We start from the raw sequence: 15,755 nt of genomic DNA, 5'->3' as shown, positions 1-15,755 counted from the left end.
GACGGGCCATGGGGAGCCGCCCGCCGTATTTCCCGGCTTCGCACTCGACGCCCCTTCAGCCGTCATCCCGGCCGGAGGGCCGCGTAGCGGACCGCAGAGCCGGGACCCAGGGGCGGCCGCACTGCGCTTGGCCCCTGGGTCCCGGATAAGCCCTTCGGGCTTTCCGGGATGACGAGCAAATTACGGGACGATGATCCTGAGTTTTCCCGAGGGCGTTCCGACGCCCTACACCAGCGGCGGGTTCACCTGTCGGAAGCCGCCTTCGCGCCAGTAGGGGTAGTAGGGATAGGCCGGGGTGACCGCACTGGCGGCGTCCAGGGCGGCGACCTGTTCGGGGCTCAGGCTCCAGCCGACGGCGCCGAGGTTCTGGCGCAGCTGCTCCTCGGTGCGGGCGCCGACGATGACGCTGGAAACGGTGGGGCGGCGCAGCAGCCAGTTGATGGCGATCTGCGGCACGGTCTTGCCGGTCTCGGCGGCGATGGCGTCCAGGGCGTCGACGATGCGGTAGAGGCGCTCGTCGTCGACCGGCGGGCCGGCGTCGGCGGTCTGGTGCAGGCGGCTGGTTTCCGGCAGCGGCTGGCCCCGGCGGATCTTGCCCGTCAGGCGGCCCCAGCCCAGCGGGCTCCAGACCATGGCGCCGACGCCCTGGTCGGCGGCCAGCGGCATCAGCTCCCACTCGTAGTCGCGGCCGGCCAGCGAGTAATAGGCCTGGTGGGCGACATAGCGGGGCCAGCCGTGGCGGTCGGCGGCGGCCAGCGACTTCATCAGCTCCCAGCCGGCGAAGTTGGAGGCGCCGACATAGAGCACCTTGCCGGCGCGCACGAGGTCGTCGAGGGCCGACAGCGTCTCCTCCACCGGTGTCGTCCCGTCGAAGGCGTGCAGTTGCAAGAGGTCGATGCGGTCGGTCTTCAGCCGCTTCAGCGCCGCCTCGACGCCGCGCACCAGCCGCAGGCGCGAGGCCCCGGCCTCGAGCGGCCCGTCGCCCATCGGCAGGCCGAGCTTGGTGGAGATCAGCGCCTCGTCGCGGCGGCCGGCCAGGGCCTCGCCGAGGATCTCCTCGGAGGCGCCGTTCGAATAGACGTCGGCGGTGTCGAACAGGGTGACGCCGGCCTCCAGGCAGATGTCGATCAGCCGCCGGGCCTCCTCGACCCGGGTGTCGCCCCAGGCGCTGAACAACGGCCCCTGGCCGCCGAACGTGCCGGCGCCGAAGCTGAGGGCGGGGACCTTGAGGCCGGACCGGCCGAGCGTGCGGTATTCCATGGGAGGTCTCCTGAGGAAGACGGGGAAGGGATCCCGGCCGGTCGGCGATAGCGCTCCCGGAGAAGCGGTTCTTGCTCGATCCGACTTTCGGCCTGGGGGCTAGCTCCTCCCTCGCGAAGCGGGGGAGGTGGCGCGGCGCTATCAGCGCCGTGACGGAGGGGGCGAGTGACGGAGCGCCGAGCTTGAACTCGCCCCCTCCACCGCTTCGCGGTCCCCCTCCCCCGCAAGCGGGGGAGGAGATATCGGCTCAGGCCGCCGCCAGTTTCTCGCGGCGTTCCAGGCCAAGGCTCAGCGCCGCCAGGGCGAGGGCGGCCATCGGCACCAGGGCCGCGATCGGGGCGATGGCCGCCAGGCCCGCGCCGTGGGCGATCACCGCGCCGCCCAGGGCCGCGCCGATGGCGTTGCCGAGGTTGAAGGCGGCGATGTTGAGGCTGGAGGCCAGGCCCTTGCCCGCGCCGCCGGCCTGGCTGAGCACCCGCATCTGCAGCGGGGCGACGGTGGCGAAGGCGGCCGCGCCCAGCAGGAAGGCGGCCAGCACCGCGCCGATCTTGTCGTGGAACGCCCAGCCCGAGGCCAGCATGACCACGGTCAGGACGGCGATGCTGCCGGCCAGGGCGGCGTTGAGGTTCCTGTCGGCCCAGCGGCCGCCCAGCAGGTTGCCGGCCACCAGGCCCGCGCCGAACACCAGCAGGATCGGCGAGACGGCGGCCTCCGAGAAGCCGGCCAGCTGCGTCAGGATCGGCTGGATGTAGGTGAACACCGCGAACACCCCGCCGAAACCGAGCACCGTCATCACCAGGCCCAGCTGCACCTGCGGACGTGCCAGGACGGCGAACTCTTCCTTCAGGGGCGCGGGATCGACGGCCTTGTCGCCCTTGGGGACCAGCAGGGCCAGGATCACGAGCGCCAGGGCGCCGATGGCGGCCACCGCCCAGAAGGTCGAGCGCCAGCCGAAGGCCAGGCCCAGCCAGGCCCCGAACGGCACGCCCAGCAGGGTGGCCAGGGTCAGGCCGGTGAACATGATGGCGATGGCCGAGGCCTTGCGCTCGGGCGGCACGAGGCTGACGGCGACCAGCGAGCCGACGCCGAAGAAGGTGCCGTGGGCCAGGGCCGTGACGATCCGCGCGCCCATCAGCAGGGCGAAGTTCGGCGCCAGGGCGGCGGCCAGGTTGCCCAGGGTGAAGATGGCCATCAGCGCCAGCAGCGTGGTCTTGGGCGGCAGGCGGCGCGTGGCCAGGGTCAGGATCGGCGCGCCGACGAAGACGCCCAGGGCGTAGCCGGTGGTCAGCCAGCCGGCCGTGGGGATCGAGACGCCGAGATCGGCCGAGACCTGCAACAGCAGGCCCATGATGACGAACTCGGTGACGCCGATGCCGAAGGCGCCGACGGTCAGGGCATAGAGGGCGAGGGGCATGACGGCCGGCTCCGGTGAATGTGCGGACCGTCAGATAGCGTTGGCGCGTTCGATGAATTAGATTGCCGGAAGGATCATCACTTGTGAATTGAAGGCGCTATGGCGCGGCAGGAAATCAATCGCACCGCCGAGATGGAGGTCTTCGTCCGGGTGGTGGAGCAGGGCGGCTTCTCGTCCGCGGCGCGCAGCTTGCGGATGACGCCGTCGGCGGTCAGCAAGCTGGTGGCCCGGCTGGAGGCGCGGCTCGGCGCGCGGCTGGTCAACCGCTCGACCCGCAAGCTGACCCTGACCGCCGAGGGCCAGACCTTCCACGAGCACTCGCTGCGGGTGCTGGCCGACCTCGACGAGGCCGAGCGCGCCGTGGCTGCCAGCGCCGCCCCGCGCGGCCGTGTGCGGGTCAATTCCAGCGTGCCGTTCGGCCAGCACTACCTGCTGCCCCTGGCCCCGAGGTTCCTGGCCGCCCACCCCGACATCCAGCTCGACATCACCGTCACCGACCAGGTGATCGACCTGATGGACGAGCGGGCCGACGTGGCGATCCGCGTCGGGCCCATGCGGGCCTCGCAGCTGATGGCCCGCAAGATCGCCCAGAGCCGGATGGTGCTGGTCGCCTCGCCGGCCTATCTGGCGGGCGCCGGGACGCCCGCCCACCCCGACGACCTGCCTCGTCACGAACTGATCACCTTCAACTTCGCCCGCCACTGCGACTCCTGGCCGTTCCTGATCGACGGCGAGGGCGTCTTCCGCCCGGTCCACGGCCGGGCCGAGGTCGGCGACGGCGAGAGCGCCCGCGTGCTGGCCCTGGCCGGGCAGGGGATCGCCCGGCTGTCGGTGCTGCACGTCGGCCCCGACATCGCCGCGGGGCGCCTGGTCCCGGTGCTGGAGGCCTTCAATCCCGGCGACATCGAACTGATCCACGCCGTCTATGTCGGCCACGGCGGCCAACTGCCGGCCCGGGTGCGGGCCTTCATCGACTGGCTGGCGGGCGAGGTAACCGTGGGCAAGGGCGAACCGGCGGCGCTCGATCACTTCCCCAATCAGCCCGTCATTCCCGCCCTTGTGGCGGGAAACCCTGTTTCCGCCCGCATGTGAAATGCAAGCGACGTGCTCAGCACGTCGCCCCTCTCGCCCTTGCGGCTGACAGAGGGGTTCCCGCCACAAGGGCGGGAATGACGGGAGATAAAAGGACTACCCCGCCGCCTTGCCGTAGGCGCTGATCGCCGCCGCCATCTCCGGGGTCGCTTCCACGGCCGGCGCGGCGGCCGTCTCGGGCGCGGCTCCGCCGGCCAGGCGGGCCTGGGCTTCGGGTGAGAGGGTGACGGTGTCGCGCGGCGTGGCCGAGGGCTGGGCGGCGTCGCGGTCGGACTGCAGGCGGGCGCGGTAGTCGCCGACGGTGGCCGGCCCCTTGGCGCCGGGCACGCCGACCTGCAGCGAGGCGACGATGGTCTGGTCGGTCTCGGAGAGGCCGTCGAAGGCGTCCAGCGCCTTCTGCTGGGGAACCGGCTGGGCGGCGTCGGAGCCGGCCCAGGCGGCCTTGGTGAAGGTGTTCAGCGCCGACTGCACGGTCTTGGCGAAGGGCGACTCGTTGAGCGCCTGGGAGAGGCCCGCGCGCTCGCCGTGGCCCGCGCCGGCCCAGCGCTCGGCCAGGGCGTGATAGGCGCCCAGCTGCTGGTCCAGCCCGACCGATCCCGTCGTGTCGTTGAGCGCGGCCGTCGCGGCCGCCGTCCCCCCGGGATAGGCGACGGGGGCGGCCAAAGCGCCCGTGTCGGTGGTCGAAAGCTGCGAAATCTTCATCCTGCCGACAGCCATCGCGCCCGCGCGGTGAAGAGGGGATGAACGCTCGCCCCAGGGCTGCGCGGCATGCTGTCGCGCCTAGAGGGGAGGGCGCTCGCCGTGCGGCAAGCGCCCTCAATCAGCGTCAGCCGCCGACCAGCACCTCGGCCACCTGCACGGCGTTCAGCGCCGCGCCCTTGCGCAGGTTGTCGCCGACCACGAAGAGCGCCAGGCCGTGTTCGACCGTCGGGTCGGGACGCACGCGGCCGACGAACACCGGATCCTGGCCGGTGGCGGCCAAGGGGTTGGGCACATCGTCCAGCACCACGCCCGGCGCGGCGCCCAGCAGCTCCAGGGCCTCGGCCACCGAGATCGGCCGCTCGAACTCGGCGTTGATCGAGAGGGCATGGCCGCTGAACACCGGCACCCGCACGCAGGTGCCGGTGACCGGCAGGTCGGGCAGGCCCAGAATCTTGCGGCTCTCGTCGCGCAGCTTCAGCTCCTCCTCGGTATAGCCGTCCTCGCCCAGCACGTAGTTCAGCGGCACCACGTTGTAGGCCAGGGGCACGGCCCACTTCTGCGGCTCGGGCAGGGGGGCGGCGTCCGGCGACAGGGCCAGGCCGTCGAGATCGCCGGCCGCGCCGGCCTGCACCTGCTCGGACAGCACCCGGATGCCCTCGACCCCGCCGCCCGAGGCGGCCTGGTAGGTGCTGACGGTCAGGCGCTTGAGGCCCGCGCGGTCGTGCAGCGGCTTCAGGGCCGGCATGGCGGCCATGGTGGTGCAGTTGGGATTGGCGACGATGCCCTTGGGGATCACGGCCAGGGCGTCGGGGTTCACCTCCGACACCACCAGCGGCACGTCGGGGTCGCTGCGCCAGGCCGAGGAGTTGTCGATGACGATCGCCCCGGCCGCGGCGGCCTTGGGGGCCAGTTCGCGCGAGGTGTCGCCGCCGGCCGAGAAGAACACGATGTCGAGGCCGGCGAAGTCGGCGCCGGCGGCGTCCTCCACCGTCACCGACCCGTCCTTCCAGGCCAGGGCCTGACCGGCCGAGCGGGCCGAGGCGAAGACCCGCAGCGAGGCCAGCGGGAAGTCCCGCTCGGCCAGCAGCTTCAGCATCATGCCGCCCACCAGGCCGGTGGCGCCGACGACGCCGACATGCGGCGGGTTCGAAAGGGAAAACTTGTGGCTCATGGTCGTGCGTCTCCAAGTGATGTGGAGCGCGGGGAGCCGTCAGGTCTCGTGATCAAGAGAGCCGCCCCGCGCAGTGCGGGGCTGGTCTGGGGATGCTTGCGTCAGATCGCGCGCATACCCGCCGCCCCGCCGAAGCGGGTCGTTTTGCGGGTAATAATTTTGGTCGCGGCCAATTGCATCGAGCGGGTTGATAGCGGGCAAGCGGCGCCGCGTAAAGCGCGATCCCTCTCCCCTTGCGGGAGAGGGTGGCCTCCGAAGGAGGTCGGGTGAGGGGTCTCTCAGACCGATCCGCTGCGGCGGCGGCAAGGCTAGGTTGGGCGGGTTTCGTTTGAGAGACCCCTCATCCGTCGGCTTCGCCGCCACCTTCTCCCGCAAGGGGAGAAGGATCAGGTTTGCGCGCCGTTCTTCTCCCACCCCTCCACGAACGGGAAGCGCTTCTCCCAGAACCCCGCCAGCCGCGGATCGCTATCCACCCGCCGCACCACGTCGGCCATCTTCGGCGCGCGGTCGTAGAACCGCACCCGGCGCGAGCCCCAGCGGCTGACGACGGCGACATAGAGGTCGAGCACGGTCAGCTCGTCGCCCAGGATGTAGGCGCCGGGCTCGACCTGGGCGTCCATCATCGCCCAGCAGTCGGCGATGCGGTCGGCGGTGGCGGCCTTGACGCGGGCTTGGGCCTCCGGATCCGGCCCGGCCAGCCGCGAGGGATCGTCGCGCACCCAGAACAGCGAATAGATCGAGGCCGGGATGAAGGTCATCCAGCGCAGGAACTGGCCCCGGCGCGGATCGCCGACGGCCGGCCCCAGCCTAGCTTCCGGATGGTTGTCGGCCAGCCAGATCAGGATCGCCGCGCTCTCGGTGATCGTCTCGCCGTCGGGGGTGACAAGGGCCGGGATCTGCTTCATCGGATTGACGCCCGCGACCTTGGCCTGTTGGGCCGCGCCCTCCCAGGTGGGCGCCTCGATGACCGTGTAGGGATGCCCCAATAGGGTCAAAGTCGCTTCGACGGGGACCGAGCCCGAGCCAAGCGCGCCATAGATGGTGTAAGCTCGATTCATCATTGGTTACCCATTCTGCCCACAACATCTTGTGTGCTGAGACAATCTGACCACTAGATGCGCGCCGTCGCCCTGCGCTATCTAGATCCTACTCGTCCGCTCGATTCGCGTCCGCCCGCTCTGGAGACCGCCATGTCCGCCTCGCTGATCACCACGCCCGGCCTCATGATCCCCTCAGGCGGCTACAAGCCCTTCCGCTATCCCTGGGCCTATGACTTCTGGAAGAAGCAGCAGCAGGTCCACTGGATGCCGGAAGAGGTGCCGCTGGGCGAGGACCTCAAGGACTGGGCCGTCAAGCTGAACGACAAGGAGCGCAATCTGCTGACGCAGATCTTCCGCTTCTTCACCCAGTCCGACGTCGAGGTGCAGGACAACTACATGGAGCGCTACGGTCGGGTGTTCAAACCGACCGAGGTGAAGATGATGCTGGCTTCGTTCGCGAACATGGAGACGATCCATATCGCGGCCTACGCCCTGCTCCTCGAGACCATCGGCATGCCCGAGACCGAGTTCTCGGCGTTCATGGAATACGAGGCCATGAAGGCCAAGCATGACTACATGCAGACCTTCGGCGTCGACAGCCACGCCGACATCGCCCGCACGCTGGCCATGTTCGGCGGCTTCACCGAGGGCCTGCAGCTGTTCGCCTCGTTCGCGATGCTGATGAACTTCCCGCGCTTCAACAAGATGAAGGGCATGGGCCAGATCGTCTCGTGGTCGATCCGCGACGAGAGCCTGCACTGCGACGGCATCATCAAGCTGTACCACGCCTTCAACAAGGAGACCGGCGCGGTCACCAAGAGCGTGGCCGACGACATCGTCGACTGCTGCAAGACCGTGGTCGGCATGGAGGACAACTTCATCGACCTGGCCTTCGAGGCCGGCGACATCCAGGGCATGACGCCCGACGACATCAAGCAGTACATCCGCTTCGTCGCCGACTGGCGCCTGCGCCAGCTGGACCTGCCGGAAGTCTACGGCGTGAAGGAAAACCCGCTGCCGTGGCTGCAGGCCCTGCTCAGCGGCGTCGAGCACGCCAACTTCTTCGAGGCCCGCGCCACGGAATATTCCAAGGCCGCGACCAAGGGCCAGTGGCACGGCGCCGACGGCGTGTGGTCGAGCTTCGAGGCCATGCTGCAGAAGCGCACCGACATCGTTTCGGCCGACCACTAGTCGCCGAACCGTCGTGACGAGATTGACGCCGCCCGCTAAGCCGGGCGGCGTTTTTCGTTCTGGAGAGCATGCATGCGCATCGCGGTGATTGGTCCCGGCGCGGTCGGTGGAACCCTGGCGGCCTGGCTTTCGCAGGTCCACGAGGTGACCCTGTGCGCCCGCACCGCCTTTACGCGGCTGGAGGTCGAGACGCCGGAGCGGACGCTGGTCGCCACGCCAACGGTGCTGACCGATCCGGCGGAGGCTGCGCCCCACGACTGGGTGCTGGTCACCACCAAGACCTATGACGCCGCCGGCGCCGCGGTCTGGCTGGCCGGGCTGGTCGGCCCCGACACGCGGGTGGCGGTGCTGCAGAACGGCGTCGAGCACGTCGAGCGCTTCAGCTCCTACCTGCCGGCCGAGCGCATCGTCCCGGCGGTGGTCGACATCCCGGCCGAACGCACTGCGCCCGGCGTGATCCGCCAGCGGCGGCTGGGCTGGATCAAGGTTCCGGCCGGGGCGGCGGGCGAGGCCTTCGCCGGCCTCCTGGCCCATACGCCGATCGAGGTGGCGACCACCGACGACTTCAAGACCGTCGCCTGGCGCAAGCTGGCCCTCAACTGCGCCGGCGCCGTCAGCGCCCTGACCCTGAAGCCGGCCGGCGTCGCCCGCCGCGACGACGTCGCCGCGATCATGCGCGACCTGGCGGCCGAGTGCGTCGCCGTGGGCCGCGCGGAAGGCGCTGACCTGCCGCTGGAGCTGCCGGATGAAGTGGTGGCGGGCTATCGCGCCAGCCCGCCGGACGGGGTCAACTCCCTGCACGCCGACCGCCTGGCCGGCCGCCCCATGGAGATCGACGCCCGCAACGGCGTCATCGTCCGCAAGGGCGCGGCCCACGGGATCGCGACCCCGGTCAACGCCATGGTGGTCGCCCTGCTGGAGGCGGCGGGGGAGTAGGGCGGGGCGAGCCTTGCCATGACCAACGGTTTGCGGCGTCATGGCGCCATGAGGACTCTCGCCGCCGCCGTCGTCGCCCTGATGAGCCTGCAGTGCTGGTCGGAGGCGTCGGCTTGCAGTCGCGCCCACAATCCAGGCGTGATCGCCCTCACGCAGGACTGGCGCGAAGACTTCGGGCAGGCGTTCGCGCGGGCGAACGGCGTCCATATCGTTTCGGTCAGCGACGCCGGCAAGCACGGCGACGGCGCGTGGACGATGTTCTGCGATTTCTACGACCTTGGTCCTCCGCCGTTGGAACGACGCGCCTCGAAAGCCAAGAAGGCTGAGCGTGAGGCCGAGTTGCGGCGGGTCGAACAGGCCAGCGAGGCCTGCCAGGCCGGAGAGGCGAGGGTTCACGTCCTGGAGACGTTGAAGGGGCGCGCGCCCGTCGACTGGGTCGAAGCCAGCGCTTTCATCACGGTGACCGACGCCCCGCCGGCCGAGCCTCTGATGCATTGGAACGATGGGCCGGCGGTCTGGGGCGCACGCCTCGAGAACCATGCCGGGGCCAACTGCGACGGCGTGGTCTTCTCGCGACGGATGAGCAGCCGGGCGACCTATCTGGTCTTCACGTTCGAGCGCGACGAGCCCCCGCCGCTCATCACCCACGCTTTCCTTGTCAATGACTCCGCGCCGTTCCTGGCCGAGGCGCGCCGGCTGGCGCGCCTCGCGCCCTGATGTCGGCCTAGCTCTTCAGGAAGCCGCCCAGCAGGTCGCCGACCGCGCCGCCGATGCCCTCGTCAGGCAGCTTGCCGCCTGGGGTCAGCTGGTCGACGAGGCCCGGCAGAATCTCCGACAGCTTGGCGGCCGCCGTCTGCGGATCGACGCCCAGCTTCTCGGCGAACTGGCCGACGGCGCCCGAGCCGAGCACGGCCTGGATCTGTTCGGCCGAGACCGGCAGGTTGTGGCCGCTGGCGACCCACGACTGTGCGACTTCGCCCAGGCCGCCCTTCTGGAAGGCGTCGACGAGGCCGCCGACCCCGCCCGCCACGCCCAGGCTCTTGACCGCCTCGGCCAGGTCGCCCTGGCCGCCCAGCAGACCCGTCAGATTGTCCAGCAGACCCATGGTGTCGCTCCGCTCGATCGCCAGTCCGTCGTGGACCCGACGTTGCGGCATTAAGAGCCCGGACCCGGCGCGCGGCCAAGAGAAAAGGCGCGGACCCTGCGATCCGCGCCTTTCACGAAACAGCGATGGATGCGCGGTCGGTTACGGCCGGTCCTTCTTGGGGATGGCGGCGATCTCTTCCGGCGTCAGCTTGGTGATGGTCTTGGCGCGGATCGGCATGGCGAAGCCGCTGCTGTCGGAGACCTTGAGGTCCAGGTCGATCGGGTTGCAGACGGTGTCGATGCCGCGGACGGTCGAGACCAGGAAGTTGCCCGGCCAGGTTAGCTGGTTGCTGCCCCAGGCGAGGTCGACCTTGTAGACGTCGCGATTGCGCACCTTCATGTAGAGGGTGTTCTTGTCGGGGGCGCTCCAGCCCTGCCAGTCCGACAGCTGGAAGCACTGGCGCTGGGCCTTCTGCGGCGCGGCGGTTTCGTCGGCCAGAGCCGGGGCCGCGAGAAGCGCGCCGGCCAGGCCGGCCCCGACCAGCGTGGCTCGGGCGATGGTTTTCAGCTTGACCATAGCGTTTGTCCTTACAGTCCCTCGCGCGAAAGATTGGGCCTGACGAGGCCGCCGTCAATGGTCAAGGCGTCCCATTTTTGGGCCGGGGAGGGGGAAGGTTTTGCGGCTTCCCGCGCTCGATCCGCTTTTCCGATGACCGCATCCCCTCTTCGCTTTCCTGGGCCTTGTGCCCAGGACCCATGGTTCAGCCTGCTCAGACCTTTTGAATGCGGTCTGGGTCTGAGCAGCGGCCGGCATGGGCCTTCGCCACGAGGGCGAGGGAGGCGGTGTTGTTGGGGGCATCGCTCACCCCCCCCACCCCCAAACCGTAAAACCCCCGCGAAAGCGGGGGCCCAGGCTTTTTCTGAAACGCGGGGCGCTCGACGATAAAACGCCTGGGTCCCCGCTTTCGCGGGGATTTTACGGAGAAAGGATCAGGCTTTGGCGGCCTCGGCCTCCGGCATATCCTCCAGCTCCCCCTCCCACTTGGCCACGACGGCGGCGGCGACCGAGTTGCCGACGACGTTGGTCGCCGAGCGGCCCATGTCGAGCAGGTGGTCGACGCCCAGCACCAGGGCGATCCAGGCCTCGGGCAGGCCGAAATAGGTGAGGGTGGCCATGATCACCACCAGCGAGGCGCGCGGCACGCCGGCGATGCCCTTGGAGGTCACCATCAGCAGCAGCAGCATGAAGATCTGCTGCTGGATGGTCAGGTGCACGCCGTGGGCCTGCATGATGAACATGGTGGCGAAGGTGCAGTAGAGCATCGAGCCGTCGAGATTGAACGAATAGCCCAGCGGCAGGACGAACGAGACGATGCGGCGGCGCACGCCCACCTTGGGCAGGCTGTCGAGGATGCGGGGGTAGGCGGCTTCCGACGAGGCGGTCGAGAAGGCCAGCAGAGCCGGTTCGCGGATCACCCCGAACAGCGGGATGGCGCGCTTGCCCAGCACCACGAAGGCGGCGGCGAAGAGGAGCACCCACAGCGTGCCCATGGTCGCGTAGAAGCCCAGCACGAACTTGGCGTAGGCGCCCAGCATGGCCAGGCCCTGGGTGGCGATGGTCGAGGCCAGGGCCGCGAAGATCGCCAGCGGGGCCAGCTTCATGACGAAGCCGGTGACCTTGAGCATGATCTGGGCGCACTGCTCGACCAGGTGCAGCACCTGCGGGGCCTTGTCGTCGAGCGCGGCGACCGCGGTGCCGACGAACAGCGAGAAGACGACGATCTGCAGGATCTCGTTCTTGGCCATGGCGTCGAAGATCGAGGTCGGCACCAGGTGGGTGATGAAGCCCTTCAGCGTGAAGGCGTCGGTCGAGGCGGCGGGCTTGGAGGAAACCGCGGCCTCCACCAGATGCAGGCCATGGCCCGGCTGCAGCAGGTGAACCATCAGGAGGCCCAGCAGCAGGGAGACGGCCGAGGCGCCGATGAACCAGCCCAGGGTCTTGGCCCCGATGCGGCCCACCGCGGCGGCGTCCTCCATGTGGGCGATGCCGGCGACCAGGGTGGTGAACACCAGGGGCGCGATGATCATCTTGATCAGGCGCAGGAAAATGTCGGTGATCAGAGACAGGCCCGAAGCCGCCGACTTGGCCCCTTCGGCGTCGAGGAACTGGTTGCACCCCCAGCCGACGAGCACCCCCAGCACCATCGCGCCGATGATCAGATAGGCGAAGCGTTTGTTCATCGGGGCCCCCTGGCGCGCCGTCGGCGTCGACGGAAGTGTTCTGTATTATGGAGGAAAGACGCGCGAGAAGGTCCGCGCCGCCATTCGCTCCTTATTTGAGCATTTCCGCCCTTGTGGCCGACGAACCTGGGTTCGTCCATGCCCTAGAGGTGATCTTGGCCGGCTTGCTGCACGCCACGCCGGATAAACAGGCGCACCTGTAGAGACGAAAGGCCGTTGCCCGTTCCCGGATTGACCCGGCGGCGAGCGACCTCGCTAAGTAAGAAAGTTTTCCACCTGGACGGGCCGCCCGTCTCGCCAATGTCGTGAAATGTCGCTATAAAGACCCATGTCAAACCAAGAAAAAGCGATCGCCGTCGTCGAGCGGCTCAACTCCGAATACCAGCGCGCCGTCGAGGCCCTGCGCACCGCCCTCCGGGCCTATCTCGAACATGGAACCCGCCCCGACCCGCAGATGCGGTTCGACGGCTCGTTCACCTATCCCGAGCTGCGCCTGACCTACGATCCCGAGGCCCTGCCGCCGAAACTGGCGCGCGCCTTCGCCCGGGTCAGCCGTCCGGGCGTCTATTCGACCACGATCACCAAGCCGGCCCAGTTCCAGGACTATCTGGTCGAGCAGCTGTCGCTGCTGATGGACGACTTCGAGGTCGAGATCGAGGTCGCCCGCTCCGAGCAGGAGATCCCCTATCCCTACGTGCTGGACGCCAGCATCGACCTGAACCAGGCCGACGTGCGCAGCGAGGACATCGCCCGCTTTTTCCCGACCACGGACCTGGCCTTCATCGGCGATGAGATCGCCGACGGCGTCTGGAACCCGGCGCTGGAGGAAACCCGGCCGCTGGCGCTGTTCGACGGCCTGCGCACCGACTTCTCGCTGGCCCGCCTGCGCCACTACACCGGCGCGCCGGCCGAGCACGTGCAGCCGTTCATCCTGTTCACCAACTACCACCGCTATGTCGACGAGTTCGTCCGCTGGGGCGTCGAGCAGCTGAAGAAGCCCGATAGTCCGTACACGGCGCTGTCGTGCTCGGGCGGCGTGGTGGTCACGGCCGACACGCCGAACGCCGAGCAGGCCATCGCCGACGGGGCGTGGCGCAAGCACCAGATGCCGGCCTACCACCTGATCGCCCCGAACGGTCAGGGCGTCAGCCTGGTCAACATCGGCGTCGGCCCCTCCAACGCCAAGACCATCTGCGACCACCTGGCGGTGCTGCGCCCGCAGGCCTGGCTGATGATCGGCCACTGCGGCGGCCTGCGCGACACCCAGACCATCGGCGACTACGTGCTGGCCCATGCCTATCTGCGCGACGACCACGTGCTCGACGTGGTGCTGCCGCCGGAGATTCCGGTGCCGTCGATCGCCGAGGTGCAGCGCGCCCTCTACGACGCGGCCAAGGCGATCAGCGGCGACACCGGCCAGGAGCTGAAGAAGCGCCTGCGCACCGGCACCGTGGTCACCACCGACGATCGCAACTGGGAACTGCGCCACAGCCTGTCGGCCCTGCGCTTCAACCAGAGCCGCGCCGTCGCCATCGACATGGAAAGCGCCACCATCGCCGCCCAGGGCTACCGCTTCCGGGTGCCGTACGGGACGCTGCTGTGCGTGTCGGACAAGCCGCTGCACGGCGAGATCAAGCTGCCGGGCCAGGCCAACGCCTTCTACGAGCGGGCGATCAGCCAGCACCTGCAGATCGGCATTCTGACCTGCCAGCTGCTGCATGCGGAAGGCCCCAACCTGCACTCGCGCAAGCTGCGCGCCTTCGACGAGCCGCCTTTCCGGTAAGAATTGGCCGCGTAGAAACGACGAAGGGGCGGTGGTCATCCACCGCCCCTTTTTCTTTGAAGTCCTGTCGCCCTACCGCGGAACGCTGAAGGCGATCGGGATGGTCACCTGGCCCCCGGCGATGGGCTGGCCGTCGATGGTCTTGGGCTGCATGCGGAAGAATTGGCTGAGTTGCAGGGCCGCGTCGCCGAACGCGTAGGGCCCGTCGCTCTGGCGGAGGACCCGGCAGTTCTCCAGCCGGCCGTCGAGGGCGACGCGGCAGGTGATGAGCGCCCGGCCCGGAGCCTTCGCCGCCGCCGCGTCGGCCGGATAGTAACGGGCCAGATCGTTGGCGTCGGGCTTCTCGACCCAGTCGGGGCGGGTGATCACGGCCGGCTCGGGGGCGGGCGCGGGATTGGCGGCCCAGACCGCGCCGGCGGCGGTCGAGGCGACCAGGGCCACGAGGATGAGGCCCGCCTTGCGGCGCAGCGGGGTGACGGAGGCGGTGTTCAGCATGATCAGTCTCTCCTTCAGGGGATGGGGGCCGGTCGCCGGCCAATGGCAGCCGAGCGGGGCGTGGCGGGCGCCCAGCGCCGAGCCGAGCAGGGTTTCGGCGTAGAGCCGGCGGGCGTGCGGATGACGCTCGATCACCGCCGCGTCGCAGGCGATCTCCTGGTCGATGCGCAAGGTCCGGGCCGCCAGGTGGACCAGCGGGTTGAACCAGCACAGGCACTGCAGGGCGACGGCCAGGCCGTTGATCCGGGCGTCGCCGCGCCGCAGGTGGACGTCCTCGTGCGCCAGCACCAGGGTGCGGGCCTCGCCTTCGAAGCGGTCGGCGAAGTCGGCCGGCACGACGATGCGGGGGCGCAGCCAGCCCAGGACCAGCGGTCCGGCCTCGACATGCTCGCCGCGCAGCACGGCCGGCCGGCTCTCCAGCGGGGTGAGGCGCCCGACGGCGCGCACGAACCGCAGCTGGCGCACGGCGAACAGGCTGAAGGCCGCCAGCACGCCCAGTTCCCAGATCACCAGCAGCACGGTCGGCAGGGCCGGGGCCTTTGTCGCGACGGGCGCGAGGGCCTTGCCGGCGGCCGCGGCCAGCTCGACGGCTGGGGCCATCAGCGTGGTCGGGGCGGGGATGGGGATCAGACTGACCAGGGCGCACAGCGGCGGGGCCAGCCACAGCATGTAGGCCGCCAGCGGCCCGAACCGCGTCCGCACCGGCCGGCGCAGCAGCATCACCGCCAGGATCGCGGCCGACAAAGCGAGGTTGGCGCGTAGCAGCGCCTCGAGCAGGGCGCTAATCATGGGACCGGTCATTTGGAGATCCTGTCGACCAGGGCCTTCAACTCGGCGACGTCCTCGTCCGACAGCTTTCCGCCCTCGGAGAACTGGGTGACCAGCGGCGCCAGGCGGCCGTCGAACAGCCGGTCGAGCAGGCCCTGGCTCTCGGCCTGGACGTAGTCGCGGCGGGCCAGCAATGGCGTATAGAGATAGCGGCGGCCGTCGGGCCTGGCGGCGATGGCCTTCTTCTTCAGCAGGCGGCTGATCAGCTGCTTGACCGTGCCTTCGGTCCAGTCGTTGGGCGCGCCGACCTCGGCGATGATCGCTTCGGAGGTCAAGGGGCTGGATCGCCACAACGCCTCCATCACCACGCTTTCGGCCGAACTGATCCTCATGGCGCTCCCCGCTGGTTACGATGACAAACGTCAACGATGTGACGTTGACATCTGTCATCGTAGTCGTCAACCGACGTTATCGAGGAGTGTTCACAAGGCGCTCGCGACCGACACGGCCAGCATCAGCAGGGGCAGCGCGACGCAGACGAGGAACCGCAGATCGTGCATGGCGCATTGATGCGCG

General features: G+C 69.4%; 15 protein-coding genes. 5 read left to right on the top strand and 10 right to left on the bottom strand.

Translation table 11 applies throughout. The features are described from left to right. Nucleotides 1-225 precede the first annotated feature (225 nt). Nucleotides 226-1,260 carry an aldo/keto reductase gene (locus AC07N1_RS09950; RefSeq protein WP_494671648.1) on the bottom strand — a complete coding sequence of 345 codons (1,035 nt, stop codon included), beginning with the start codon at nucleotides 1,258-1,260 and terminating at the stop codon, nucleotides 226-228. A 247-nt stretch (nucleotides 1,261-1,507) separates the two neighbouring features. Beyond that, nucleotides 1,508-2,674 (bottom strand): MFS transporter, encoded by a 1,167-nt coding sequence (locus AC07N1_RS09945; RefSeq protein WP_494671647.1) that lies wholly within the window; start codon nucleotides 2,672-2,674, stop codon nucleotides 1,508-1,510. A 99-nt stretch (nucleotides 2,675-2,773) separates the two neighbouring features. On the opposite strand from AC07N1_RS09945, the gene AC07N1_RS09940 reads away from it, so the two are divergent. Then, on the top strand, nucleotides 2,774-3,766 hold the full coding sequence (locus tag AC07N1_RS09940) for a LysR family transcriptional regulator (RefSeq protein WP_494671646.1): 993 nt from the start codon (nucleotides 2,774-2,776) through the stop codon (nucleotides 3,764-3,766). A gap of 96 nt (nucleotides 3,767-3,862) precedes the next feature. Here AC07N1_RS09940 and AC07N1_RS09935 read toward each other — a convergent pair whose 3' ends face one another. The 3 genes from AC07N1_RS09935 to AC07N1_RS09925 all read right to left on the bottom strand — a co-directional run bounded on the left by AC07N1_RS09935 (nucleotide 3,863) and on the right by AC07N1_RS09925 (nucleotide 6,697). Next, nucleotides 3,863-4,468, bottom strand: coding sequence for a hypothetical protein (locus AC07N1_RS09935; RefSeq protein ID WP_494671645.1), 606 nt, complete (start codon nucleotides 4,466-4,468; stop codon nucleotides 3,863-3,865). 124 nt (nucleotides 4,469-4,592) lie between these two features. Continuing rightward, nucleotides 4,593-5,639, bottom strand: a complete 1,047-nt coding sequence (locus tag AC07N1_RS09930; protein WP_494671644.1) for an aspartate-semialdehyde dehydrogenase — start codon at nucleotides 5,637-5,639, stop codon at nucleotides 4,593-4,595. 386 nt (nucleotides 5,640-6,025) lie between these two features. Continuing rightward, nucleotides 6,026-6,697 carry a glutathione S-transferase family protein gene (locus AC07N1_RS09925; RefSeq protein ID WP_494671678.1) on the bottom strand — a complete coding sequence of 224 codons (672 nt, stop codon included), beginning with the start codon at nucleotides 6,695-6,697 and terminating at the stop codon, nucleotides 6,026-6,028. 132 nt (nucleotides 6,698-6,829) lie between these two features. On the opposite strand from AC07N1_RS09925, the gene AC07N1_RS09920 reads away from it, so the two are divergent. The 3 genes from AC07N1_RS09920 (at nucleotide 6,830) to AC07N1_RS09910 (ending at nucleotide 9,523) form a co-directional block, all read left to right on the top strand. After that, nucleotides 6,830-7,870, top strand: coding sequence for a ribonucleotide-diphosphate reductase subunit beta (locus AC07N1_RS09920; RefSeq protein WP_110121697.1), 1,041 nt, complete (start codon nucleotides 6,830-6,832; stop codon nucleotides 7,868-7,870). A gap of 72 nt (nucleotides 7,871-7,942) precedes the next feature. Further along, entirely contained in the window at nucleotides 7,943-8,806 is an 864-nt protein-coding gene (locus AC07N1_RS09915; protein WP_494671643.1) for a 2-dehydropantoate 2-reductase, read from the top strand. Between the two features lie 18 nt (nucleotides 8,807-8,824). Then, a complete protein-coding gene (locus tag AC07N1_RS09910; RefSeq protein WP_494671642.1) occupies nucleotides 8,825-9,523 on the top strand; it encodes a hypothetical protein in 699 nt (232 codons plus the stop codon). A gap of 7 nt (nucleotides 9,524-9,530) precedes the next feature. On the opposite strand, the gene AC07N1_RS09905 is transcribed toward AC07N1_RS09910, so the two are convergent. The 3 genes from AC07N1_RS09905 to AC07N1_RS09895 all read right to left on the bottom strand — a co-directional run bounded on the left by AC07N1_RS09905 (nucleotide 9,531) and on the right by AC07N1_RS09895 (nucleotide 12,133). Beyond that, the gene (locus AC07N1_RS09905; RefSeq protein ID WP_494671641.1) at nucleotides 9,531-9,962 is read right to left on the bottom strand and encodes a YidB family protein; all 432 of its coding nucleotides are present in this window, start codon (nucleotides 9,960-9,962) and stop codon (nucleotides 9,531-9,533) included. Nucleotides 9,963-10,052: 90 nt separating this feature from the next. After that, nucleotides 10,053-10,469, bottom strand: a complete 417-nt coding sequence (locus tag AC07N1_RS09900) for a DUF6491 family protein (protein ID WP_494671640.1) — start codon at nucleotides 10,467-10,469, stop codon at nucleotides 10,053-10,055. A 413-nt stretch (nucleotides 10,470-10,882) separates the two neighbouring features. After that, a complete protein-coding gene (locus AC07N1_RS09895) occupies nucleotides 10,883-12,133 on the bottom strand; it encodes a dicarboxylate/amino acid:cation symporter (protein WP_494671639.1) in 1,251 nt (416 codons plus the stop codon). Between the two features lie 328 nt (nucleotides 12,134-12,461). Between AC07N1_RS09895 and AC07N1_RS09890 the strand changes: the two genes are divergently transcribed. Continuing rightward, complete coding sequence (locus AC07N1_RS09890) at nucleotides 12,462-13,916, top strand: AMP nucleosidase (protein ID WP_494671638.1); 1,455 nt, start codon at nucleotides 12,462-12,464, stop codon at nucleotides 13,914-13,916. Between the two features lie 72 nt (nucleotides 13,917-13,988). Here AC07N1_RS09890 and AC07N1_RS09885 read toward each other — a convergent pair whose 3' ends face one another. Both AC07N1_RS09885 and AC07N1_RS09880 read right to left on the bottom strand, forming a co-directional pair. Then, a complete protein-coding gene (locus tag AC07N1_RS09885; protein ID WP_494671637.1) occupies nucleotides 13,989-15,212 on the bottom strand; it encodes a TonB family protein in 1,224 nt (407 codons plus the stop codon). Continuing rightward, nucleotides 15,209-15,571 carry a BlaI/MecI/CopY family transcriptional regulator gene (locus tag AC07N1_RS09880; protein WP_494671636.1) on the bottom strand — a complete coding sequence of 121 codons (363 nt, stop codon included), beginning with the start codon at nucleotides 15,569-15,571 and terminating at the stop codon, nucleotides 15,209-15,211. Before AC07N1_RS09880 ends, AC07N1_RS09885 begins: the two co-directional genes overlap by 4 nt. Nucleotides 15,572-15,755: the final 184 nt, after the last annotated feature.

Source organism: Caulobacter sp. GW821-FHT09B11, assembly GCF_059418205.1.
The sequence above is the reverse complement of the archived record's forward strand: the minus strand, read 5'-3'. Positions and strand labels throughout refer to the sequence as shown.